The sequence below is a fragment of the Streptomyces sp. NPDC044064 genome (assembly GCF_056434245.1).
The window spans coordinates 84965-108756 of sequence record NZ_JBWKFN010000026.1; the positions used below are offsets into that span (position 1 = coordinate 84965).

Annotated in this window: 23 protein-coding genes; 4 read left to right on the forward strand and 19 right to left on the reverse strand. The window is 72.2% G+C overall.

Annotated elements, in window-relative coordinates; translation table 11 throughout:
* The first annotated feature begins 49 nt into the window (after positions 1–49).
* Together AC07DS_RS34030 and AC07DS_RS34035 are read left to right on the forward strand one after the other, a co-directional pair.
* Positions 50–802, forward strand: a complete 753-nt coding sequence (locus AC07DS_RS34030) for a hypothetical protein (protein WP_479151598.1) — start codon at positions 50–52, stop codon at positions 800–802.
* Positions 803–909: 107 nt separating this feature from the next.
* A complete protein-coding gene (locus tag AC07DS_RS34035) occupies positions 910–2475 on the forward strand; it encodes an alpha/beta fold hydrolase (protein WP_479151600.1) in 1566 nt (521 codons plus the stop codon).
* A 121-nt stretch (positions 2476–2596) separates the two neighbouring features.
* On the opposite strand, the gene AC07DS_RS34040 is transcribed toward AC07DS_RS34035, so the two are convergent.
* The 13 genes from AC07DS_RS34040 to AC07DS_RS34100 form a co-directional block, all read right to left on the reverse strand.
* Positions 2597–3016 carry a DUF6278 family protein gene (locus tag AC07DS_RS34040; RefSeq protein WP_479151601.1) on the reverse strand — a complete coding sequence of 140 codons (420 nt, stop codon included), beginning with the start codon at positions 3014–3016 and terminating at the stop codon, positions 2597–2599.
* Positions 3017–3031: 15 nt separating this feature from the next.
* Positions 3032–3811, reverse strand: a complete 780-nt coding sequence (locus AC07DS_RS34045; RefSeq protein ID WP_479151602.1) for an exodeoxyribonuclease III — start codon at positions 3809–3811, stop codon at positions 3032–3034.
* A gap of 36 nt (positions 3812–3847) precedes the next feature.
* Positions 3848–4483 (reverse strand): MBL fold metallo-hydrolase, encoded by a 636-nt coding sequence (locus tag AC07DS_RS34050; RefSeq protein ID WP_479151603.1) that lies wholly within the window; start codon positions 4481–4483, stop codon positions 3848–3850.
* A gap of 35 nt (positions 4484–4518) precedes the next feature.
* Positions 4519–5808, reverse strand: coding sequence for a bifunctional 3-oxoadipate enol-lactonase/4-carboxymuconolactone decarboxylase PcaDC (gene pcaDC, locus AC07DS_RS34055; RefSeq protein WP_479151607.1), 1290 nt, complete (start codon positions 5806–5808; stop codon positions 4519–4521).
* A gap of 94 nt (positions 5809–5902) precedes the next feature.
* The gene (locus AC07DS_RS34060; RefSeq protein ID WP_479151609.1) at positions 5903–6148 is read right to left on the reverse strand and encodes an alpha/beta hydrolase; all 246 of its coding nucleotides are present in this window, start codon (positions 6146–6148) and stop codon (positions 5903–5905) included.
* A gap of 123 nt (positions 6149–6271) precedes the next feature.
* Positions 6272–8242, reverse strand: coding sequence for an SWIM zinc finger family protein (locus AC07DS_RS34065; RefSeq protein WP_479151611.1), 1971 nt, complete (start codon positions 8240–8242; stop codon positions 6272–6274).
* On the reverse strand, positions 8239–11091 hold the full coding sequence (locus AC07DS_RS34070) for a DEAD/DEAH box helicase (protein WP_479151612.1): 2853 nt from the start codon (positions 11089–11091) through the stop codon (positions 8239–8241). The genes AC07DS_RS34065 and AC07DS_RS34070 overlap by 4 nt, the downstream gene beginning before the upstream one ends.
* Before the next feature lie 96 nt (positions 11092–11187).
* Positions 11188–11769 (reverse strand): sugar kinase, encoded by a 582-nt coding sequence (locus tag AC07DS_RS34075; RefSeq protein ID WP_479151614.1) that lies wholly within the window; start codon positions 11767–11769, stop codon positions 11188–11190.
* A complete protein-coding gene (locus AC07DS_RS34080; RefSeq protein ID WP_479151616.1) occupies positions 11766–12911 on the reverse strand; it encodes an ROK family glucokinase in 1146 nt (381 codons plus the stop codon). Before AC07DS_RS34080 ends, AC07DS_RS34075 begins: the two co-directional genes overlap by 4 nt.
* 116 nt (positions 12912–13027) lie before the next feature.
* Positions 13028–13798, reverse strand: a complete 771-nt coding sequence (locus AC07DS_RS34085; protein WP_479151619.1) for an ATP-binding cassette domain-containing protein — start codon at positions 13796–13798, stop codon at positions 13028–13030.
* Positions 13795–14835, reverse strand: coding sequence for an ABC transporter permease (locus AC07DS_RS34090; RefSeq protein WP_479151622.1), 1041 nt, complete (start codon positions 14833–14835; stop codon positions 13795–13797). The genes AC07DS_RS34085 and AC07DS_RS34090 overlap by 4 nt, the downstream gene beginning before the upstream one ends.
* Entirely contained in the window at positions 14832–15836 is a 1005-nt protein-coding gene (locus AC07DS_RS34095; protein WP_479151625.1) for a sugar ABC transporter substrate-binding protein, read from the reverse strand. Before AC07DS_RS34095 ends, AC07DS_RS34090 begins: the two co-directional genes overlap by 4 nt.
* 163 nt (positions 15837–15999) lie before the next feature.
* Complete coding sequence (locus AC07DS_RS34100) at positions 16000–16737, reverse strand: GntR family transcriptional regulator (RefSeq protein WP_479151700.1); 738 nt, start codon at positions 16735–16737, stop codon at positions 16000–16002.
* 137 nt (positions 16738–16874) lie between these two features.
* Here AC07DS_RS34100 and AC07DS_RS34105 point away from each other — a divergent pair, with 137 nt between their 5' ends.
* Complete coding sequence (locus tag AC07DS_RS34105; protein ID WP_479151627.1) at positions 16875–17897, forward strand: Gfo/Idh/MocA family protein; 1023 nt, start codon at positions 16875–16877, stop codon at positions 17895–17897.
* Positions 17898–17908: 11 nt separating this feature from the next.
* Here the strand turns inward: AC07DS_RS34105 and AC07DS_RS34110 are convergent, their stop codons facing one another.
* The 3 genes from AC07DS_RS34110 to AC07DS_RS34120 all read right to left on the reverse strand — a co-directional run bounded on the left by AC07DS_RS34110 (position 17909) and on the right by AC07DS_RS34120 (position 21182).
* Positions 17909–19099: a cytochrome P450 family protein gene (locus AC07DS_RS34110; protein ID WP_479151629.1), complete on the reverse strand. Its 1191-nt coding sequence runs from the start codon at positions 19097–19099 to the stop codon at positions 17909–17911.
* Between the two features lie 72 nt (positions 19100–19171).
* Positions 19172–19849 carry a response regulator transcription factor gene (locus tag AC07DS_RS34115; RefSeq protein WP_479151631.1) on the reverse strand — a complete coding sequence of 226 codons (678 nt, stop codon included), beginning with the start codon at positions 19847–19849 and terminating at the stop codon, positions 19172–19174.
* 70 nt (positions 19850–19919) lie between these two features.
* Positions 19920–21182 (reverse strand): sensor histidine kinase, encoded by a 1263-nt coding sequence (locus AC07DS_RS34120; protein WP_479151634.1) that lies wholly within the window; start codon positions 21180–21182, stop codon positions 19920–19922.
* Positions 21183–21361: 179 nt separating this feature from the next.
* Here AC07DS_RS34120 and AC07DS_RS34125 point away from each other — a divergent pair, with 179 nt between their 5' ends.
* Positions 21362–21562 (forward strand): hypothetical protein, encoded by a 201-nt coding sequence (locus AC07DS_RS34125; RefSeq protein WP_479151635.1) that lies wholly within the window; start codon positions 21362–21364, stop codon positions 21560–21562.
* 55 nt (positions 21563–21617) lie between these two features.
* Here AC07DS_RS34125 and AC07DS_RS34130 read toward each other — a convergent pair whose 3' ends face one another.
* The 3 genes from AC07DS_RS34130 to AC07DS_RS34140 form a co-directional block, all read right to left on the reverse strand.
* Positions 21618–22010, reverse strand: a complete 393-nt coding sequence (locus AC07DS_RS34130; protein WP_479151638.1) for a guanyl-specific ribonuclease — start codon at positions 22008–22010, stop codon at positions 21618–21620.
* Positions 22011–22179: 169 nt separating this feature from the next.
* Entirely contained in the window at positions 22180–22812 is a 633-nt protein-coding gene (locus AC07DS_RS34135; RefSeq protein ID WP_479151641.1) for a dihydrofolate reductase family protein, read from the reverse strand.
* A 74-nt stretch (positions 22813–22886) separates the two neighbouring features.
* Positions 22887–23708, reverse strand: a complete 822-nt coding sequence (locus AC07DS_RS34140) for an AIM24 family protein (RefSeq protein ID WP_479151642.1) — start codon at positions 23706–23708, stop codon at positions 22887–22889.
* Positions 23709–23792 lie beyond the last annotated feature (84 nt).

The following is a 23792-nucleotide window of genomic DNA, read 5'->3' on the forward strand; positions in this document are numbered from 1 at the left end:
TCGAACGCCGGTACGTAGCCGTCGCCCGGGCCCGCTACCATGCGCGGCCATGAACGACGACGTGCGCAATATCGTCCTGGGCCTCATAGCGGCCGGCATCAGTGCCGCGCTGGGGTGGCTGGCCCGTACCTACCTGTGGCGGCGCAAGTTGCGGCGCAAACAGGAGTTCTTCGGGCTGCCCGACAACTCGGAGTCCCTGCTCGTCGTCAATCGCGACCCGGCCGCCTCGGAGCCGGCCGTGCACCGCTTCGACGTCTTCGCGCTGCTGGAGCTGTCCGCCCTCATCAAGGACTGCGGGGCCAACCTGCAGATGGTGACGCAGGACGCGACCCAGCAGGGGTTCGGCGAGCGCACCGAGTTCTGCGTGGGCGGCCCGGCGTCGAACCGGCGGATGCTGGCCCACATGGCGGCGATGCTCCCCGGCGTCCGCGTGAACATCGATCCCGAACCCGGCCCGGACCGGGGTGCCTTCCAGATCGGCGGAGAGCGGTACCGCCTGGAACCGGGCGTCTGCGAGTACGTCCTGCTCGCCCGGCTCAGCGCCGGGGAGAGAACCCGGCCGGTGTTCCTGTTCTGCGGGCAGCGGGCCATCACCAACCAGGCGGCCACCCGCTATCTGGCCCGTAACCACGAGCGGTTGAACCGCAAGCACGGCGACAACACCTTCGTCCTGCTGCTGAAAGTGGTCAACTCCCAGGCGTACGGCCCCGATCTGGTCGAGCTGGTCGCGGACGTCACACGGGCGGCGCAGGCGCCCGTCCCGGCGGCGGAAACCGTGCGCACGTCGCACCGGGCCTCTTGACGCCCAACAAACTTTACCGGCACGTAACTTACCGGCGGGTTACTTAGGGTAAGTTCCGCCGGTTACCGTCGAGTCACTTTGCACTTAAACGAGTGAGGAGTGACCCCATGGGACACGGTCGCACCACCTTGCGCACCTCCGCCGCAGGAGTCGTCTCCGCGGCGCTGATCGCGGGGACCGTCGTCGGCCTGGCTCCGGCCGCCCAGGCCGCCTCGTCCGTCCGCTTCGTGGACATCACGGGCGACGGCGGCACCGTACTGAAGGCGAACGTCGTCACGCCCGCGGGCGCCGACGGCTCGCACAGCTACCCGCTCATCGTGCTGCCCACGAGCTGGGGCCTGCCGCAGGTGGAGTATCTCGCCCAGGCTCAGAAGCTCGCCGACTCCGGCTACGTGGTGCTCACGTACAACGTGCGCGGCTTCTGGCAGTCCGGCGGCGAGATAGAAGTGGCGGGTCCGCCGGACATAGCGGACGCCTCCAAGGTCATCGACTGGGCGCTCGCCAACACCCCCGCGGACCCACGGCACATCGGCATGGCGGGCGTCTCCTACGGCGCCGGCATCAGCCTGCTGGCCGCCGCCCACGACAAGCGCATCAAGGCCGTCGCCGCGCTGAGCGGCTGGGCCGACCTGATCGGCTCGATCTACTCGGGCCAGACCCAGCACGTCCAGGCGGGCGCCCTGCTCGACGGCGCGGGCATCATCACCGGCCGGGAGAGCCCCGAACTCCGGGAGATCTTCGACAACTTCTACGCGTCCAACCTGACCAAGGAACAGGAGATGATCGACTGGGGGCGCAAGCGTTCCGCCGCGACCTATGTCGACCAGCTGAACAAGAACGGCGCCGCGGTCCTGATGGCCAACGCCTGGGGCGACACCATCTTCCCGGCCAACCAGTACGCCGACTTCTACGAGAAGCTGACCGGCCCGAAGCGGCTGGAGATGCGCCCCGGCGACCACGCCACCGCCGAGATGACCGGTCTGTTCGGGCTGCCCAACGACGTGTGGACGGACACCGGACGCTGGTTCGACCGCTACCTCAAGGGCACCGACAACGGCATCGACCGCGAGCAGCCCGTCCAGCTCAAGTCCCGTAGCGCGGGCGGATACGAGGGCTACCCGGACTGGAAGTCGGTCGGCGCGACCCGCACCAAGCTGGCGCTCGCGGGCTCCACCACCATCCACGCCAACGTCGACTCGGGCGCGGACGGCGGGATCGTCTTCCTCTCCAGCATCCTGGACCAGGTCGCCCAACTGCCGCCCGTCGCCTCGATCCCGCTGCTGCCGCGCCGCTGGGCGGCCGTGTGGCAGTCGGAACGCTACGGCGCGGCCCAGCAGGTGCGGGGCACGGCCACGCTGCACACCACGCTCACCCCGACCAAGGAGAGCGGCACCCTCATCGCCTACCTGTACGACGTGGGACCGCTCGGCTTCGGCAAGCTGGTCACCAACGCGCCCTACACCTGGCACGGCCGGACGCCCGGCGAGCCGTTCGACGTGAACCTGGACCTGTTCTCCACCGCGTACGACGTACCCGCCGGGCACCGCCTCGCGCTGGTCGTCGACACCGTCGACCCGCTCTACATCGAGCACAACCCGTCCGGCGCGCAGCTGACCTTCTCCTCGCCGCCGGACGACCCGTCATACGTGTCCGTCCCCGTGCGCGAGCAGTGATCATCGGCTGCCGCCGGACGAGCCTGGCCCATGTATCCCGGTGCGGTCCGGCGAGATCACCATCACCACAGGGATGAACGGCTCATCGTAGTCGAGGTCGGTGATCCAGGCGTAGCCGGCGTCAGACCTCGGCGATCTCCCCGTACAGCTGGGACAGTTCGGGGACGCCGGTCGCGGCCCAGGCCCGGCCGGCGTCCACGACCTCGACCTCCCGGCCGGACGCGAGCCGCAGCACGGGCTCGCCGTCGGATCTGATCTCCCAGCCGGCCCCGGGCACGGTGCGCACGACCACCGTGCCGAGGTAGAGCCCCGCGTCGCTGCCCAGCCAGGGCAGCAGCTCCGCGTCGTCGCGCCAGCGCGGGACCAGTTGGTCCAGCGCCTCCAGGGAATCCGGCGTGTCGTCGAGGCGGACGCCCGCCTCGTCCGCCTGGGAGCGGAGCAGTTCACATTCGGACAGGAGCGCGGCGATCGACTCGGGGTCGGCCGGCAGCGCCGCGCCACCGTTCTTGTGGTGCCTGGGGCCCAGGAACGGAATGTTCATGCGCCCAGCCTGGCATCACACGTCCAGGTCGACCACCACCGGCGCATGATCGGACGCGCCCTTGCCCTTGCGCTCCTCGCGGTCGACGTAGGAGTCCTTGACGGCCTTCGCGAACGGCTCGTTGCCGTACACCAGGTCGATGCGCATGCCGCGGTTCTTGGGGAAGCAGAGCTGGCGGTAGTCCCAGTACGTGTACGGGTGGTCGTACTTCAGGGGGCGCGGGACCACGTCCGTCAGGCCCGTCTCCCGGAGGGAGACCAGGGCGGCGCGCTCGGCGGGGGTCACATGGGTGGAACCCTCGAAGGCGGCCACGTCGTAGACGTCGTCGTCGGTGGGCGCCACGTTGTAGTCGCCCATGACCGCGAACGGGCGGCTGCCGGAGGCATCACCGGCGACGGCGGCCTTCAGGGCCTCGAACCACTGGAGCTTGTACGCGTAGTGCGGGTGGTCCACCTCACGGCCGTTGGGTACGTACACCGACCAGACGCGGACCGGTCCGCAGGTCGCCGAGACGGCGCGCGGCTCGGTCACGCCCTCGTAGCCGGGGTCGCCGGGCAGGCCCTTGACCACGTCCTCCAGGCCGACGCGGGAGAGCACCGCCACGCCGTTCCACCGGCCGGTCGCGTGGACCGCCGCCTCGTAGCCCAGCTCGCGCAGCTGGTCGAACGGGAACTGCTCCTCGGCGATCTTGGCCTCCTGGAGGCAGAGCACGTCGGTGCCGCTGCTCTCCAGCCAGGCGAGCAGCCTCGGGAGGCGGGCGGTGATCGAGTTCACGTTCCAGGTGGCGATGCGCATGTCTCTCAACCTACCCGGCGGGTGTGACAGCCCGCCTCAGACGTCCGCCGACGCCCCCGGGGTGAGCCGCTCGTGGTCCGTGCCGCCGAGGGCTCCGATCTGGCGGTCGTAGATCGGCCGGGCGAGGTCGGTCAGCAGGGCGTCGTGGATGTCGTAGGCGCGCTGCGGCTTCACCTCGCGGACGTAGTCGATCACCTCGGAGATCTTGTTCCAGGGCGCCTGCACCGGGAGCATCAGCGTCTGAACGGGGTGCTCGGGGACGGTGAGGGCGTCGCCGGGGTGGAAGACCCGGCCGCCGTCGATGAGGTAGCCGACGTTGGTGATGCGCGGGATGTCCGGGTGGATCACCGCGTGCAGCTCGCCGTGGACCTGTACGTCGAAGCCCGCGGCGGTGAACGTGTCGCCGTGGCCGACGGTGTGCACCCGGCCCGGGAAGGCCGCCGCGATCCGGTCGGCCACGGACTTCAGGGTCCAGATCCCGGCGGCCGGGTTCGCCTCCAGGGCGGCCCGCAGCCGGCCCTCGTCGAAGTGGTCCGGGTGCTCGTGCGTGACCAGGATCGCGTCCGCGCCGACCGCCGCGTCCTGCTCGCTGAACCCGCCGGGATCGATCACGAGCGTCCGCCCGTCCTTCTCCAGGCGGACACAGGCGTGGGACTTCTTGGTGAGCTTCATGTCTCCCCATCCTGCCGCCTGCGGCGGCCCGGGGCTCACTCGGCGGGGGTGGTCTCCTCGCGGATGACCTGCTGGGCCACCCGGAACGCACTGTTCGCCGCCGGGACACCGCAGTACACGGCCGCCTGCAGCAGCACCTCCCTGATCTCGTCCGGGGTGAGGCCGTTGCGCAGAGCGGCGCGGGTGTGGAAGGCCAGCTCCTCCAGGTGGCCCCCGGCGACCAGCGCGGTCAGCGTGACGCAGCTGCGGGTGCGGCGGTCCAGACCGGGCCGGTCCCAGATCTCGCCCCAGGCGTAGCGGGTGATGAACTCCTGGAACCCCCCGGAGAACTCGTCGGCCTGGGACAGCGCACGGTCCACGTGCGCGTCGCCGAGCACCTCCCGGCGGATCTTCAGCCCGGCCTCGTACCGGTCGGGCAGCCCGGCCGGCTGCGGCGGTACGACGACGGGGGCGATCTCGGCGACGGGCACGATCTGCGGCGCCGCCGTCAGCGCCGGGTTGACGGGAACGGCCGGGAGGGCCGTCTGGCCGGTGTCGAAGGGCTGCTGCCAGGCGGTGGAGAAGTGCCGTACCAGCAGGTCGGTGACGGCGGCGGGCTGCTCCACCGGCACCAGGTGGGAGGCGCCGGGCACGACCGCGAGCCGGGCGTCCGGTATCCCCGCGACCAGGGTGCGGGCCTCGGCCGGTCCGGTGACCTGGTCCTCGGAGCCGACCAGCACCAGGGTCGGCGCGCCGATCCGGCCGATCTCGGGCCGGACGTCGAACCCTGCGAGGGCCTCGCAGGCGGCTATGTAGCAGCCCGGGTCGGTGGTGCGCACCATCTGCACGGCCCACTCGGTGATCGCGGGCTGCGCCGCGGCGAACCCGCCGGTGAACCAGCGGTCGGGCGAGGTGCGGGCGATCGGGTCGAGCCCGTTGGTCCGGACGACCACCCCGCGCTGGCGGAACTCGTCGGGGGTGCCGAACCGGGGCGAGGCGGCGACCAGCGCGAGCGAGGCGAGGCGCTCGGGGTGGCGCAGGGCCAGCTCGATGCCGACCGCACCGCCCAGCGCGCAGCCCGCGTAGCCGAAGCGCTGCACACCGAGTGCGTCCAGGGTCACCAGCAGACGGGCCGCCAGCTCACCGACGGAGCCGGCCGGGTGGGCGGGGGCACCGCCGTGGCCCGGCAGGTCGAACCGGAAGACCCGCCACTGCTTCGTCAGCTCCGGGATCTGGCGGTCCCACATGTGCCAGGTGGTGCCGAGGGAAGGGCCGAGGATGAGGACGGGGGCGTCCTCCGGGCCGTCGAAGCGGTACTGCAGGGTATTCGTCGGTGTCTCACTCACGCCCTGCACGCTCTCACATCTCGCCGTTTCCCAGGTGCTCGGGTCGGAGCCCCGCGCCGGCCGTCCCACGTCATGGAGGCTTCGTGAAGATCCTCTATGTGCCGCCGCTCACGTTCCGGCTCCTGTTCGCCCGAGCGGCGAGCTCCGCGAACCGGTCCGGCATGCGGCCGTCGGTGACGGCGCCCGGCTCCGGCATGCGGATCAGATCCTCCGCCGAGGGCCACGCGCCGTACCCCGAGGCCGGGTTGAGATGGCCGACCGCGCCCAGCTCCACGAGGCGGCTGCCCCAGCTCCGGGCCAGTGCGGCGACACGCTCCGGCGCACACAGCGTCTGCGGCAACTCGGCTCGTGCGGCGTCCGGCGTCCGTGCCGACCGGGCCCTTCACGGGCCCGTCCCCGTGGCACGCGCCGGGGTCACTCCGCACGTCGTCGTCCGCCCCGGAAGCTCCTTACGGTCGTGTGCTCAGAAGTCGTCCGGCGTGCCCAGGCCGGTGAGGGCGCCGACCGGGTCCAGGTCGGGTGTGCCACGGGGCCACCAGTCGTCCTGGTCCGGCTCCGACTCGTAGGCGTACCAGAGGCCGTCGCGGCCCAGGCGGAGCTGGACATGGCCGCGGGGGTGGGTGAGGCGGTTGCGCCAGGGACGGAACGCCGGGAGGTCGGCGGCGAGCAGCAGCGGGCGGGCCCGGTCGAAGCGGCCGGCCGGCGGATCCCACGGCTCCTCCAGGACGGCCAGCCCCTCCGGCCCGCCCTGCCGCCAGGCGGCGACCGCGCGGGCCAGATCGGCCGTGCTGCGGTCGGTGGCCGCGGCGAGCGTGGCGTACAGGGTGCGGGTGGTGGCGGTCAGGCCGGAGCCCGGGCGGGCGGCGGCGAGGCGTACGGCGTCCTGCCAGAGGGTCAGTTCGCCGACCGGGTCGCGGCCGGTGGCGAGCAGCGCGTGCGCACGGGCGGCGGCGTCGGTCGCCAGCTGGTCCAGCGCGAAGGGGTCGGGTCCGCCGGGTGCTGCCGGGTAGACCGGGGGCTGCTCGGGGTGTGGCGGTACGGGCAACGGCATCGGCAGCGGCGGGAGTCGCCGCGGGGCGAGGGCCTCGGCCGCACGCACACCGGGCAGGGACCTCGGTGATCCCTGCTGGGCGGCGCGGGCCGCACGGGCCGCGCTGCGGCGGGACAGCGCGTCGAGCAGGCCCTTCTCGCCCCGGCCGCGCAGCAGGAGCAGCACGAAGGGGTCGGCGTCGAGCAGGCGTGCCGTCTGGTAGCAGAGGGCGGCCGCGTGCTTGCAGGGGTGGCCGGAGTCGGGGCAGCTGCACTGCGGGGCGAGGTCGCGGGGGCCGGGCAGCAGGGGCACACCGCAGTCGGCGAGGGACTGGGGCAGCTCCTTGTCCAGCAGGGCCGCGATGTGCCCGGGGCGGTCGGCGGCCGCGTCCAGGAACCGCTCCCAGTCCGCGTCCTCCAGCGTGCGCAGCCGCACCTGCACCCGGTACGGGCGCGGACGGCTCCCGCGTACGTACGCGAGCACCAGGCCCGGCGTCACGGTGATGGCGTCCACGTGGCCCTGGTCCGCGTAGCCCCGGCCGCGGACCAGCCGCTTCACGTCCAGCGCACCCTGTTCGAGCGCGTCGACCCAGGCGTTCCCCCACCAGGTCCCGGCGAACGCGGAGTCCGCGGCGGAACCCTCCCGGGGCGGGAACGCGGTGAAGGTGCGGCGGAGTTCGGTGTCGCGGTGCGGGGTGGCCATGGTGGCGGGGATCTGCGGGGATGCGGGGGCCGGGGGGCGGGGTTCGGCGCGGTCGGCTCCGCGGACGGTGGTGTGCGTACCGGTGTCGTCGTCCGCCGCCTCGGGAGCGTCGGCCGGGTCCGCCATCGCCGCCATGGCCGCCGTGTCCCCTGCGTCCGCTGCGTCCGCTGCGTCCGCCGTGTCGGCGACGGACGGCATGCGGAAGGCGTTCGCCAGGAACTGGCGCATGTCGTGGGCGGCTTGGACGCGGGCAGTGGTCCGGGATTCGCCGACCGGGCGAGCGGACCCGGGTGCGGAGCCGGTGGACCGCGCCGACGCCCGCCTCCCACGCCGGGCCCCCGGCGCCTCCGCCTCCACGCGCAGCGCCTCCCGACGGGCGGCCCGGAGCGCTTCCCTGGCGGCGTCGGCGGGGCGCCCCGCCGGACTTGGGGTGGATGAGGAGGCTGCGGCCCGCGGCGCGTTCGTGTCGCCCGCGTGACCGGACGGCACCGTGCCATCGGGCTCTCCCCGGTCAGCGGACTCCACGGCGGCACCGGACTCGTCCCGGTCACCGGGCTCCGCCGAGGCAGGGTGTTCCGGCCGCTTCGTCTCCGCGGTGTCGCTCCGCTCGGCCTCCGCCCGCTCCCGTGCCGCCCGCAGGGCCCGGCGGGCCGCGTCGCCGGGGCGGGACGCGTCGCCGGGGTGCTGTTCCCCGGTCGTCATGAGGACCTCCGCAGGGAGACCAGGTCGGACAGTTCGCGGTCCGTCAGTTCGGTCAGGGCCGACTCGCCGGAGCCGAGGATCGCGTCGGCCAGGGCGCGTTTGGACTCCAGCATCTCGGCGATGCGGTCCTCGACCGTGCCCTCGGTGACCAGGCGGTGGACCTGGACGGGCTGGGTCTGGCCGATGCGGTAGGCGCGGTCGGTGGCCTGTTCCTCGACGGCCGGGTTCCACCAGCGGTCGAAGTGGACCACGTGGCCGGCCCGGGTGAGGTTCAGGCCCGTGCCGGCGGCCTTGAGGGAGAGGACGAGGACGGGGGTCTCGCCGTCCTGGAAGCGGTCGACCATGCGCTCGCGTTCGGGCACGGGGGTGCCGCCGTGCAGGAGGTCCACGGGGACCGCGCGGGCGGACAGGTGGGCGGTGATGAGGCGGGCCATGCCGACGTACTGCGTGAAGACCAGTACGGAGCCGTCCTCGGCGAGCACGGTGTCCAACAGCTCGTCCAGGAGGGCGAGTTTGCCGGAGCGCAGCCGAGCGTGGGGCAGGCCGGCGTGTGCGTCCTCCTTCAGATACAGCGCCGGGTGGTCGCAGATCTGTTTCAGGGCGCCGAGCAGCTTCAGGACCAGGCCCCGGCGGGCGATCCCCTCCGCGGTCTCGATGGCCAGCATCGACTCGCGCACCACCGCCTCGTACAGCGAGGCCTGTTCCCGGGTGAGCGGCACCGGGTGGTCCGTCTCGGTCTTGGGCGGCAGCTCGGGGACGATGCCGGGGTCCGACTTCTTGCGGCGCAGGAGGAAGGGACGCACCAGGCGGGCCAGCCGGTCCACCGCCTCCTGGTCCTCGCCGTTCTCCACCGCGCGCGCGTGCCGGGCGCGGAAGGACTTCAGGGGGCCCAGGAGGCCGGGGGTCGTCCAGTCGAGCAGGGCCCACAGTTCGGAGAGGTTGTTCTCCACGGGGGTGCCGGTGAGGGCCACGCGCGCGGGGGCCGGGATCGTGCGCAGCGCCTTGGCGGTCGCGGAGTACGGGTTCTTCACGTGCTGGGCCTCGTCGGCGACGACCATGCCCCAGGGCTGCCCGGCGAGTTGGGCTGCCGTGGAGCGCATCGTGCCGTAGGTGGTGAGGACGAAGCCGCCGCCGAGGCCCTCCACGGTGCGGTCGGGGCCGTGGAAGCGGCGGACGGGGACACCGGGCGCGAACCGGGTGATCTCCCGCTGCCAGTTGCCCAGCAGGGAGGCGGGACAGACCACGAGGGTCGGCTCGGTGCGGGCCCGCTTCAGGTGCAGGGCGATGAGCGTGACGGTCTTGCCGAGGCCCATGTCGTCGGCGAGGCAGCCGCCGAGCCCGAGGGCGGTCATGAGGTCGAGCCAGGCCAGGCCGCGGAGCTGGTAGTCGCGGAGGGTGGCGGCGAGCCCGGCGGGCGGCTCGGCCGGGCCGAGGCCCGCGGTGAGGCGGTCGCGCAGGGTGGCCAGTGCGCCGACGGGGACCGCCTCGACGGTCTCGCCGTCGACGTCGGCGGTACCGGTGAGCGCGACGGACAGCGCGTCCACCGGGTCGAGCAGGCCCAGTTCGCGTTTGCGGGCCTTGCGGACCAGGGCGGGGTCGACCAGCACCCACTGGTCCCGGAGCCGTACGACCGGCCGGTGGGCCTCGGCGAGCGCGTCCATCTCGGACTCGCTGAGCGGATCCCCGCCGAGCGCCAGCTGCCAGCGGAACTGGAGCAGGTCCTCGCTCTCGAAGAATCCGGTGCCGTCGGTCGCCGAGCCGGGCGCGGGCCGGACCACGGCGGCGGCGGTGAGGTCGCGGGCGAGGTCCCGGGGCCAGTGCACGGCGACCCCGGCGGCGGCGAGCCGGGAGGCCGCCACGCCCAGCAGCTCGCCCAGCTCCTCCTCGGACAGCGCGAGGACGTCGGGGGTCTCCTGCTCGGCGAGCCGGTCCAGGGGCGGCCACACGCGGGCCGCGCGCCGCACGGCGAGGGCGGCGTCAACGCGCGCGCGTGGCCCGAAGGCCGCGTCGGCCTCCCCCGCCCACAGGGCCGCCGCGTCGGCCACCAGGGTCGGGTCGGCGAGGCTGTGCACCTGGACGATCGCCGCGCCGGCCGCGCGGGTGCCCTCGACGGCACCGGCGTCGAAGACGTCGTACGCGGACATGTCCAGGCGCAGCGAGATCCTCACGCCCGCGTCCATTCCGGCGGCGACCTCCGCGGCCCAGTCGTGGGCGGCGGGCAGTGCCTGTGGCTCGCGGGCGGCGAAGGGGCGGCCGGCGGTGTGGGGGGCGGCCGGGGTACGGGGCAGGGTGTCGGCGACCGCGTCCAGGAAGGAGCGGATCAGGGCCTCGGGCTCGGGCAGCCGGAGCGGTCCGGGGTCCGGCAGTGGCACGGCGTGGCCCTCCGGAGGCAGGGCCGCGGCGACCGCGCGCAGGTGGGCGATGTCGTCGGGCTCCAGCGGGCCGGCCCGCCAGGCGTCGTGGCCGCTCGGGGTCAGGCCGGGCAGCAGGCGGCCGCGGGCGACCAACCGCAGCGCGTGCAGGGCGGCCGCTCCCCAGCAGGCCGTGGCGGGGTGGGCGGCCGGGTCGCGGCGGGCCCGGACCAGCAGCGGCAGGGCCTCGGCGAGCGGCAGGGTCAGCGCGGGCACCTGCCTGCGGCGCACGCTCGCCCCATGGCGTCGTACGACGGTCAGCTCGTCGGTGTCGCGGTCGCCGGGCAGCGGGCCGCCGTCGGGGTCCCAGAAGGCGACGCGGCCCTCGCGCGGGAGCGGCGCGGGCAGGTAGACGGACGCGAGGCGCACCGGAACGAGGTCCTCGGTCTCCCGGGCACCTCCCGTGCGCTCGGCCACCGCAGCCGTGCCTTGGCCCATACGTCCTGCCACCTCCCGTCCGCATCTCGGATCAGACGTCCTCGACTCTACGGGCGGGGTCTGACAACCGGCTCCGGCGGCCGGCCGAGGCCCCGGTTACGGGACCGTGCGGGAGACGACGTACACCATCGGATAGTTCGGGTCGGACATGTTGACGACCACGTCCTGGGTGGGTGCCGGGTTCTTCTGCTTGTGGGTGAGACCCGACCAGGGGCCGGGGCCGGTGAAGTTCCAGCCGGAGATCTTCTGGTCTCGGGAGCCGATGGTGATGTGGTCCTTCTTCAGCTGGTCCCGGCGTACGCCCATGGTCCCCAGGAAGCTGTCCAGGCCGGCGCTGTTGGTGCGGAACTGCACGTACAGGCGGCTGGTCTTCCAGTTGTTGGTCTCGTAGTAGGCGATGTAGTCGGCGGGGTGCGGGACGGCCACCTGGTAGAGGCGGCGCTGCACCTTCGAGGGCCAGCCCGGGGTGAGGCCGGTCGCCGAGTACTTCGCCTCCTTGTCCTTGCCGCTGTTGCGGCTCTGGTTGGCGGAGATCACCAGATAGCCCGCCGGGACGCCGATGAGCAGCCCGATGATCAGCAGGGTCAGCGCCCTGCGCTTGGCCTTGTGCCGCGGGTTCTCGGCGGGCCTGCGCGGTTCGTCCGGGGGCGCGGACTGATGGGGCAGCGAGGCGATCATGCGGTGTCCCGGTCGCGGCGGGCCTGGGTGTACCGCTCGTAGCGCTCGTACCGCTCCACCCGGCGCCGCTTGGCCCGCCGGAACCGCCGGGCGACCAGCCGGGCCAGGTCGGCGGCGCCGACCATGCCGGCCTCGGGGCCGAGCTGGGCGCGGGTGATCCGGGCCTCCGGGCGGTAGCCGCGGCCGGTGAGGTGGCGCTTGAAGGCGTCCCGGGCCGGGGCGATGAGCAGTTCGTCGGCGGCGCTGACGCCTCCGCCGATCACGAAGCAGGACGGGTCGAGGGCGGCGGCGAGGTTGGCGATGCCGACGCCGAGCCACTGGCCGATGTCCTGGAGCAGCTCGACGCACATGGCGTCGCCCTCGCGGGCCAGCTCGGTGATCATCGGGCCGGTGATGTCGGCGATGTTGCCCTTGACGTGCTCGATGATCCCGTAGGCCACCGGGGAGTCGGCCGCGGCCAGCTCCTTGGCCTCGCGGACGAGCGCGTTGCCGGAGCTGTACTGCTCCCAGCAGCCGCGGTTGCCGCACGGGCAGCGGTGACCGCCGGGGACGACCTGCATATGGCCGAACTCACCCGCGACGCCGTACTTGCCGCGCTTGACCTGGCCGTCCTCCAGGATGGCGCCGCCGATGCCGGTGCCGAGCGTGATCATCACGAGGTGGTCCTCGCCACGGCCGGCGCCGAAGCGCCACTCCGCCCAGGCGGCGGTGTTGGCGTCGTTGTCCACGAGGACCGGGACGGAGAGGCGGCCGGCGAGGCGGTCCCGCAGCGGCTCGTTGCGCCAGGACAGGTGGGGCGCGAACAGGACGCGGTTGCGGTCGGCGTCGACCCAGCCGGCGGCGCCGATGCCGACCGCGTGCACGTCGTGACGGTCGGACAGGTCCAGGACCAGTTCGACGATGGTGTCCTCGACGACCTTGGGGCTCTTGGACTTGTCCGGGGTCTCCGCGCGGAGTTTCTCCAGGATGTTGCCGTCCGCGTCCACCACGCCGGCCATGACCTTGGTGCCGCCGATGTCGATGCCGACGGTGGGCACACGCGGGGCGGTCAGATGTGACCGGCGTTCCCTGGTGCCGACCGTCCGGAGCACGGGGGCCCGGCGGGAGCCGATGGGGGCGGTGAGGTCGCGGTAGGTGCTCATCGGGCTCGATTCTGCCGCACGCTCACGCTGAGTGCTGCGCGGGGCGGGTGCGGGGGGTGCGCGTCCAGTGCCGGCCGCGGGTGCGTCGTGGCTGGTCGCGCAGTTCCCCGCGCCCCCTAACCTCGCTGCAGTTCGTGGCGTAGGGCGTCGAGGTCGGATCCGCCTGCCATCTGCTGGGTCAGCTCGTCCAGCGTGATGTCGTCGCGTGTGTGGTTGCCCACCATCGTGCCGCGCCGGAGCAGTACGAAGCGGTCGCCGACGAGGTACGCGTGATGCGGGTTGTGGGTGATGAGGACGACACCCAGGCCCTCGTCGCGCGCTGCCGCCACGTACTTCAGGACCACGCCGGACTGCTTGACGCCCAGGGCCGCCGTCGGCTCGTCCAGGACCAGGACCTTCGCGCCGAAGTGGACGGCCCTGGCGATCGCCACACACTGGCGTTCGCCGCCGGAGAGGGTGCCGATGGGCTGGTCGACGTCGCGGAGGTCGATGCCCATGCGGAGGAGTTCGGCCCGGGTCGTCTCGCGCATGAAGTCGATGTCCAGGCGCTTGAAGGGGCCCTTGCCCTTGCGGGGTTCGGAGCCGAGGAAGAAGTTGCGCCACACCGGCATGAGGGGGACGACCGCCAGGTCCTGGTAGACCGTGGCGATGCCGCGGTCGAGGGCCTCGCGCGGGGAGGAGAGGGTCGTCTCCTCGCCCTCGATGGTCAGCGTGCCGCCGTCGTGCCGGTGCAGGCCCGAGATGATCTTGATGAGGGTGGACTTGCCGGCCCCGTTGTCGCCGAGGACGCAGGTGATCTCGCCGGGGTCGACCTCCAGCGAGACGCCTTCGAGGGCACGGACGCTGCCGTAGTGCTTGCTGACGTCGGCCAGCTGGACGAGAGTCACTTGTCGGCCTCCGCGCGCTTGCGGACCCAGGCGTTGAGCAGGGTCGCGAGGAGCAGCATCGCTCCCAGGAAGAACTTGAACCAGTCGGGGTTCCACTCGGCGAAGACGATGCCCTTGCTCGTCATGCCGAAGAGGAGAGCGCCCACGGCGGAGCCGATCGCGCTGCCGTAGCCGCCGGTGATCAGGCAGCCGCCGATGACGGCCGCGATGATGTAGATCAGCTCGTTGCCGACGCCCTCGCCGGACTGGACGGCGTCGAAGGAGAAGAGCAGGTGCTGGCCGGAGATCCAGGCGCCGAACGCGACGCCCATGTAGAGGCCGATCTTGGTCCTGGCGACCGGGACACCGACCGCGCGGGCCGCGTCCTGGTTGCCGCCGGCCGCGAAGATCCAGTTGCCGGCGCGGGTGCGCAGCAGGATCCAGGAGGCGAGGGCGACCAGGCCGAGCCACCACAGGATGGTGACCTTGAAGTCGACACCGCCGAGCGTGAGGGTCGAGGCGAAGACGGCGCGGGCGCTGGGGAAGCCCTCCATGTCGGCGATGGTCTTGGTGGAGACCGTGCCGTCGATCAGCTTGGTGAAGCCGAGGTTCATGCCGGTCAGCATCAGGAAGGTGCCCAGCGTGACGATGAAGCTGGGCAGCTTGGTGCGGGTGAGCACGAAGCCGTTGAAGGCACCGACGGCGAGCGTGACCAGGAGCGAGACACCTACGCCGACCCAGGTGTTCGCCGTCATCTGGTAGCTGAACATCGAGGAGATCAGCGCGGAGGACGTCACCAGGACGCCTGCCGACAGGTCGAACTCGCCGCCGATCATCAGCAGGGCCACGGGTACGGCCATGATGCCGATGGTCGAGGAGGCGTACAGGACCGTGCTGAGGCTGGCGGCGCGCAGGAAGCCGTCGGCCGAGAAGGCGAAGACGGCGAAGACGGCGAGCGCGCCGACGACCGAGCCCAGTTCGGGGCGGGAGAGCAGCTTCCGCAGCGGCGAGGTCTGCAGAATCCTTTCGTCACTCGTGTGTTCCACAGTGGCGGTCATCGGGTGCCCCGCTCGGTGTAATCCGCGAGGGCGGCCGCCTGGTCCTTGGTGATGACCTGCGGACCGGTGAGGACCGGCTGGCCGCCGCCGAGGACGTCGCCGTTGTACTTGTACAGCCACAGCAGGTCGACGGCCTGATAGCCCTGCAGGTACGGCTGCTGGTCCACGGCGAAGCCGAGGGTGCCGTCGTTCAGTTCGGCGGCGACCTTCGCGTTGAGGTCGAAGGTGTCGATCTCGGCCTTGCTGCCCGCGTCGGCCTTCGCCTTCACCGCGGTGTCGGCGTAGGGGGCGCCGAGGGTGACGACGGCGTCGACGGACTTGTCCGCCTGGAGCTTGGCCTCGATCGCGGACTGCACGTCGGGCATGTTCGTGCCGTTGACGTAGAGCTTGTCGACCTTGCCGTGGAAGGTCTTCGCGACGCCGGCGCAGCGCTGCTCGTGACCGACGTTGCCCTGCTCGTGCAGGATGCACAGGGCCTGCTTGCGGCCGCGCTTGTTCAGCTCCTCGCCGACGGCCTGGCCGGCGATGTACTCGTCCTGGCCGATGTGGGTGAGGGCACCGAAGGCCTTGGACTCCTCGGAGCCGGAGTTCACCGTGATCACCGGGATGCCGGCCTTCTCGGCGCGGGCCACGGCGGCCTTGAGGGCGTCGGGCTTGGCGAGGGTGACGATGATGCCGTCGACCTTCTTGTCGACCGCCGCGTCCACCAGCTGGGCCTGCTGCTGTGCCTCGTCGTCGTGCGAGTACAGGAAGTTGATGTTGTCCTTGACCGCGGCCTGCTTGGCACCGCTCTGCACGATGTCCCAGAAGGTGTCGCCGTCTCCCGAGTGGGTGATCATCGCGAAGGTCCAGCGGGGGGTGTTCACCGCTGCCCTCCCCTGGGCGGCGGCGGCCTTGCGGGCGTCCTCGGCCCGCTTTCCGCCGGTGCTGCTGCACCCCGCCAGGGACACGGAGAGTGCCCCTGCCAGCGCTATGCCCACCAAGGTCCTAAACCGTGCCACGAGGCCGTGCCCTTCTTGCCGTGTCCGTACGTGTGCAAGGGGCCGGTGATCCCTCAGCGGCCCCAAACACTCCAGTATCGGACACGGGGAACACTGCTCATGCGACCGGGGAGCGCCACCCCTTCACATTGTCCGGACATCGGGACGAACGGCCGGCCGGCCTTCAGGGGCGTACGAGCAGCTGGAACTCGAACGAGTACCGGGTGGGGCGATAGGTATGGTCGCCGAACTCGACCGCGCGGCCGGTGTCGTCGAACGTGGTGCGCTGCATGGTGAGCAGCGGGGCACCCTCCGCCTCGACGAGCCGCTCGGCCTCGGCGGCCGTGGCGCTGCGGGCACCGATGGACTGGCGGGCGCTGTGCAGGGTGATCCCGGCGGAGCGCATCAGCCGGTACAGGCCGGTGGCCTCCAGCTGGCTGGTGTCCAGGTCGAGCAGGCCGGGCGGCAGGAAGTTGATCAGATAGGCCATCGGTTCGCCGTGGGCGAGGCGCAGGCGTTCGATGCGATGGACGTCACTTCCCTCGGCGACGGCGAGCGCGGCCGCGACCTCGGCGGAGGCGGGGACGACGGTGTTGACCAGAACCTTGGTCGCGGGCCGCTGGCCGGCCGCCTCCAGATCGTCGTAGAGGCTGCTCAGCTCCAGGGGGCGCTTGACCTGGCTGTGCACGACCTGGGTGCCCACACCCCGGCGGCGGACCAGCAGACCCTTGTCCACGAGGGACTGGATGGCCTGGCGGACGGTGGGCCGGGACAGGCCGAGCCGTGCGGCCAGCTCGATCTCGTTGCCCAGGAGGCTGCCGGGCGTGAGGTCGCCCTGCTCGATGGCGGCCTCCAGCTGCTGGGAGAGCTGGAAGTACAACGGCACCGGCGAACTACGGTCCACGCGGAGGTCGAGTGACACGGTGGGGTCCACATCTGGTTTCGGCACGGCCCGAGCGTAGCCCCGTGCCCGGTTGACGGGAAGTTGTGTAGACAGATTGTCCAGTTGTTCGGACATTAGCATTGACAGCGTACGGGGTCCGCCCTCACTTTGTTTCCATGCGCATCGGGGTCATCGGTACGGGCCGCATCGGCACCATTCATGCGAACACGCTGAGCCGCCACCGTGAGGTCGGGTCGCTGATCCTGACGGACGCGGACCCGGCGCGGGCACAGGGGCTGGCGCAGCGCCTGGGCGAGACGGCGGCGCCCGGGGTGGACGAGATCTTCAAGTGGGGCGTGGACGCGGTGGTGATCACCACGGCCACGGCGGCGCACGCCGAACTGATCGGTCGGGCAGCCCGCTCGGGCCTGCCGGTCTTCTGCGAGAAACCGATCGCCCTGGACCTGCCGGGCACGCTGGCCGCGCTCGCCGAGGTCGAGACGGCCGGCACGGTGCTGCAGATGGGCTTCCAGCGACGCTTCGACGCGGGGTACGCGGGCGCCCGGGAAGCGGTCCGCTCGGGACGGCTCGGGCGGCTGCACACCGTACGGGCGATGACCTCCGACCAGTCCCCTCCCCCGCCGGAGTGGCTGCCGCTGTCGGGCGGGCTGTTCCGGGACACGCTGATCCACGACTTCGACGTACTGCGCTGGGTGACGGGCCGTGAGGTCGTGGACGTGTACGCGACGGGGTCGGACGCGGGCCCCGCGATGTTCCGCGAGGCCGGTGACGTCGGCACCGGGGCGGCCCTGCTCACACTGGACGACGGCACACTGGCGACGGCGACGGCGACCCGGCTCAACGGCGCCGGCTACGACGTCCGCATGGAGCTGGCAGGGGAACGGGACACGGTCGTGGTGGGCCTGGACGACCGCACGCCGGTCGCGTCCACCGAGCCGACCGGGCCGCCGCCCGCGGACAAGCCGTGGGCGGGCTTCCTGGAGCGGTTCGGTCCCGCCTACGAGGCCGAGCTGTGCGCCTTCGTCGATCTGCTGCGCGGTCAGCGGCCCAACCCGTGCGACGGCCGCGAGGCCCTGCAGGCACTGCGGATCGCCGAGGCCTGCGAGGTGTCCCGGCGGGAGCGCCGCCCGGTGCGGCTGACGGAGATCCAGGACCGGGCGCAGCCGTCGTACGGCTGAAGCCGCTGCGCTCACCAGCGCACCGGCAGCGTGCGCATCCCTCTCATCAGCAGGCCCGGCAGCCACTCGCCGGGGGAGCCGTCGAGCACGAGTCCGGGGGCGCGCTCCAGGAGGGTGCCGACGGCGGTGCGGCCCTCCAGGCGGCCCAGGGGCGCGCCCAGGCAGTAGTGGATGCCGTGGCCGAAGGCGAGGTGGCCGCGCGTGTCGCGGCGGATGTCGAAGCGCTGCGGGTCGCTGTAGCGGTCGCCGTCGCGCTGGGCGGCGGTGAGCCCGACTATCACGTGCTCGCCCTGCTCGATCGTCGTGCCGGCGATCTCCAGGCGCTCGGCGGCGTACCGGAACGTGGCGCTCTGCACCGGGCCCTCGTAGCGCAGCATCTCCTCGACGGCGCCGTCCAGGAGGCTCATGTCGGCGCGCAGGGCGGCGAGTTGGTCGGGGTGGGTGAGAAGGGCGAGGACGCCGTTGCCGATCAGGTTGACGGTGGTCTCGTGGCCCGCGATGAGCAGCAGGAAGGCCATGCCGCGCAGTTCCCGCGGGGAGAGCCGGTCGCCGTCCTCGGCGGTGGTGCGGATCAGGTCGCTGAGCAGGTCGTCGGTGGGCCCGGCGGACCGCTTGTCCTCGATCAGCTCGGTCAGGTACTCGCCGAGACGGATCATCGCCTCGTACTCCGTGTCCCCGTTGGTCGGCGCGACCACCTCGGTGGACATCTTCCGGAACTGCGCGCGGTCCATGTCCGGGACGCCGAGGAGTTCGCAGATGACGGTGATGGGCAGCGGGAAGGCGAGCGCGTCGATGAGGTCGGCGTGGCCGCGCGGAATCATCTCGTCCAGCAGGTCGTCGGTGATCTGCTGGATCCGCGGGCGCAGCCGCTCCACCCGGCGCATCGTGAACGCGCGGGTGACCAGGCCGCGCAGGCGGGTGTGCTGAGGCGGGTCGGTGGCCAGCAGGTGCTTGCCGACCATGTCCTCGTCCAGGAAGGTCGTGCCGATCTTGGAGCCGTCCTTGGCCAGCCGGGAGTCGGCGAGCGCCGCCCGCGCCTCTTCGTACCCCACCACCAGCCAGGCCTCGTACCCCTCGTCCGCGCCCGGCAGCCGGACGCGGTGCACGGGGCCCTGCTCGCGCAGACGCGCGTACACCGGGTGCGGATCCCGGCGGAAGGCGTCCCCGAACTCCCCGAGATCGACCACGTGTTGCCTGTCCATCGCTCCCCTTCCGGACTCCCCCGAGGCCTCCCGGGCACCTCCCGGTACACGGACAACGCGCGGGGTGCCCGCTTAGTGCCCCTCCTCGTCGAGAAGTCCCGCGTCGTAGGCCAGCAGGGCGATCTGGACCCGGTTGTTGAGGCCGAGCTTGGCCAGGATGCGCGAGACGTGGGTCTTCACGGTGGCCACGCTCATGAACAGTGCGGCGGCGATCTGGGCGTTGGCCAGGCCGCGGCCGACGGAGACGGCGACCTCCCGCTCACGGTCGTTGAGCGCGGCGAGCCGCTCCCGCGCACGCTCCTGCCGGGAGTCCGCTGCGGTGCCGGCCGCGTGCCGCATCAACTGGCGGGTGACGGCGGGCGACAGCACCGGCTCGCCGGCCGCGACCCGGCGCACCGCGTCGACGATCTCGGCGGGCGGGGTGTCCTTGAGCACGAACCCGGCGGCGCCCGCGCGCAGGGCGTGCAGCACCTGCTCGTCGGCGTGGAAGGTGGTGAGCACCACGACCTCGGGTGCGTCCGCCCGCTCCCGCAGGCTCCGGGTGGCCGTGAGCCCGTCCACCGACGGCATCCGGATGTCCATGAGCACGACGTCCGGCCGGGTCCGCCGGACCGCGTCCTCGACCTGGTCGCCGTCGGCGGCCTCCCCGACGACCTCGATGTCCCCGGACCCGCCCATCATCAGCGCGAGTCCGGCGCGCACCAAGGGGTCGTCGTCGACGAGGAGGAGTCTGATCGGAGTCGCACTCATGGGGGTCACGTAATCACGGGAACGCGGGGCGATGGGCAGGTCCCGGCCAACGGCGGCCCCCCGCCGCGGCTCAGTCCCCGCCCCACGGCAGCCACCCGCGCACCTCGAAGCCCCCGTCCGCCGTCGCCCCGTGCTCCAGGCTGCCGCCGGTCAGCGTGGCGCGTTCGGTCAGGCCGATGAGCCCCTGTCCGGAGCCGGGGACCGGCGGGACGTCGGATTCGGGGGCGGGGTTGCGCACCGTGACCGTAAGGCCGGCCCCGGGGCCGCCGGTGACCTGGACGGTGACGTCGGTGCCGGGGGCGTGCTTGCGGGCGTTGGTCAGGGCCTCCTGGGCGATGCGGTAGGCGGTTCGGCCGACCGAGGCGGGGACGGCGGCCGGGTCGGTGACGCAACTCTCCAGGGTGACCTTCATGCCCGCCTCACGGCATTCGGTGACCAGGGCGTCCAGCGCGGCCAGTGTCGGCTGCGGGCGGCTCCCGGCCGCGTCGTCGGACTCCCCCGCCCGTAGCACGCCGATGATCTCCCGGAGGTCCTGCAACGCCTCGTGGGCGCTCTCCCGGATGACCCCGGCCGCCCGCGCTATCTCGTCCCGGGGCGCGTCCGGCCGGAACTCCAGGGCTCCGGCATGCACGCTGAGCAGGGTGAGCCGGTGCGCCAGCACGTCGTGCATCTCGCGCGCGATGGCCTCGCGGGCCAGTCGCTGCGCCTGCTCGGCGCGCAGCCGCGCCTCGGTCTCCGCGCGCCGGGCCCGGTCGCGCAGGCTCAGCATGAGCTGCCGTTTGGAGCGGACGAACTTGCCCCAGCCGATGAGGGAGACGGTGAGCAGTACGGTGAACGCGACGACGGCGGCGTAGGGCAGTTCGGGGTCGGGGCGCAGCCAGTAGAAGAGCGGGAGCAGGGCGAGTTCGACACCGCCGATCCAGGCGACGTGACGGAAGGGCCGGTGCACCGCGAGGGTGAAGATGACGACCATCCCGGCGCCGCCCGCGGTGTTGGACAGGAATCCGACCGGGATCATCGCGACCGCGAGCCCGACCGGCCACCGGCGGCGCAGCCAGAGCGCCCCGCAGGCGAGAGCGCCCAGCACCTGGTCGAGCACGGCGAGGGAGTGCGGCAGTCCGGATTCCTGGGGCAGGGACTGCGCGCTCGCCAGGCCGAGGACGACGGCCAGCAGGAAGCACGAGAAGTCGACGACCCAGTCGCGCGCGGTGCGCCGCGGCCGTCGGCCCGGGTCCCCGGCGTCCGGGTCCAGTTCGTGCATCAGGGCGGACGGGAACAGCCACCGGCGGCCCGCGAACTCCTGGGGCGCCCGCGCCGGTTCGTCTTCGCTCACGGTCGGCAAATCTACGCAGGTTCGGCTCGGGCGACTGCCCCGTGCCGCGGATCGCCGACCAAAGTCGCACCGGCGTGGACTTTGGGTGGTGCCGCCCGGGCGGGACGTCGTTCCTCCGGCACACATGCCTCGCCCCGCGGCCGATGCGTGGGGGGAAACCGCGGGGCGAGAGTCGTGCCATGAGACAGGTGCTGGAATTTCTCGGATTCATCGCCCTGGCACAGGGCGTCATGGGCCTGGTGCACGAGTTCACCCACTGGCACGTGGGTCTCGTGCAGCGGATCGGCTTCCTCGACGGCTACGAGGTCTACGCGAGCGTGGCGCTCCTGCTGCTCGCGTTCGCGCTGTTCGCCGTCGCGGACGGCCGGAAGTCCGGCTGAGCACGGACCGGGCCCCCGGCCGGGCGCACCGTTCCCCAGGATCGGACGGTCCGGCTCAGCAGCCGAAGTCGACCAGGTCGAACGTGGCGTAGTGGTCCGAGGTGTAGTAGTCCTCCTGGTCCGCCTTGCCGGTCACGATGCGCCGGGCACCGCGGGTGGAGGAGCCGGGGGTCTTCACCGTGTACTCGTGGTAGTAGCCGGACGAGTGCTTGGGCAGGACGCCTTCACGGTTCGAGAAGACGGTGCCGTCCTGCGAGTACGGGAAGGGACCGCCCTGGTCGATGAGGTCCAGGGTGTCGTACGCCTGCGACGGCAGGTCGCTGTAGCAGATGCTGCCGACGGAGGCAGCGGCGTCCGCCGTGGTGGCGGAGACGGTGCCGCCCACGAGAAGGGCGGACAGGAGGGCGGCTGCAGCGCCGATGCGTGTTGCGCGTGGGGGGAATCTCATGGCTCCATGATGACGCGCGTAGACGTTGGCATGTCAACGACAAAGTTGAAGATTTTCCCGTCAAGTCCGATGAGTTTTCGGGAAGTTAACCTGCCGACCGCCACCCCCACTCGGCCCCCACAAGGGCCGGTGCCGGGCGGCGGTGACGGTCTTCCGCTGGGGCTCAGCCTCAGGCCCCGGCGTCTTCGGGGAGAGCGTAGGAGCCGTACTCCGGGGCGCCCAGCAGGTCGTACGACTGGATGGAGACGCCCGCGCCGGTGACGCGGCCCCCGGTGTGCCGGAAGCGGGTGGGGACCGCGCCCTCCGTGAACAGGCGGCGGCCGGCGCCGAGGACGACCGGGAAGGTCAGCACGTGCAGAGTGTCGATCAGGCGGAGGTCCAGCAGGGAGCGGACCAGGGCGCCGCTGCCGTGGATCTGCAGTTCGCCGTCCGTGCGCTCCTTGAGGGCCGCGACCTCCTTGGCGAGGTCGCCGGCGACCACGGTGGTGCCGGACCACTCCGGTGCCGTCAGCGTGGACGAGACGACGTACTTCGGGAGGGCGTTCAGCTTCGAGGCGATCGGGTCGGCCGGGTCGGTCATCCTCGGCCAGTAGGAGGCGAAGATGTCGTACGTACGGCGGCCGAGCAGGAAGGCGCCCGCGCGGTCGAAGACCTCGGTGACGAACCGGCCGAAGTCGTCGTCGCCGTACGGAAAGCTCCAGCCGCCCTGGTCGAAGCCGCCGCTGGTGTCCTCCTGAGGGCCGCCGGGCGCCTGGTGTACGCCGTCGAGGGTGACGAAGATGGTGGAGACGAGCTTGCCCATGGCGGGTGCCTTCTTCCGGGTGCGGGATCTGCTGTCATCACCTCAGACCGCGCACCCACCCGCAACTCATCGGCTCAGCCCGTGTGCGTCGAGAACAGTCCGCCGGTCGGGCCCTGCTTGTCGCCGCCCTGGGCCTTCTTCAGGGCGTTGGCGAGGCTCTCGATGGTGAGGGACTGCAGGATCACCCTGCCGTTGCCCTCCAGCGTGGCCAGGGACAGGCCCTCGCCGCCGAAGACGGCGTTCATGATGCCCTGGCGGTTGAGGCCGCCGACGCGCTGGACGCCGTACTGGATGCCCTCCTCGAAAGCGACCACACAGCCGGTGTCCACCTCGATCCGGCCGCCGAAGTCCGCCGGATTCAGGTCGATGAAGTTGCCCGCGCCCGCGATGATCACCGTGCCGTGCCCGGTGAACTTCTCCAGGACGAAGCCCTCGCCGCCGCTCATGCCCGTACGGCCGCCCTGGAAGGCGATGCCGAACTGGACGGTGGACTCGGCGGCCACGAAGGCGTCCTTCTCGGCGAACCACGCCCGCGCGCCGTCCAGCTCCAGGGCGCGCATCTCGCCGGGCAGCACGCCCGCGAAACCGACCGTGCCCTCGCCGCTCTGGGCGGTGAAGTACTGGAACGCCAGCGACTCCCCGGCCAGCATGCGCTGGCCGACCTGCATGGCGGTGCCCATGGCCTGGCGCAGCATGCCGCCCATGCCGCCCGAGCCGCTCTGCTGACCGCCGTTGCCGTTGCCGTTGGCCGACGGGCTGGACAGGCGGGTCTCCATGGTCACGTTCGTCGTCTTGAACAGGAACTTCCCCGCCTCGCAGTACACGGTCTGGCCGGGGTGCAGGTTGACGACCGCCATCTGCATGGCGTTGCCGACGATCTCTTGCTGAAGGGTCACGGGGGGACAACGCGGGACACGGAGCGAAGAATTCCGGCGGTGGCCGGATTCGGTGTCCGTTCGCCGCCAGCGGACGGCCCTCGC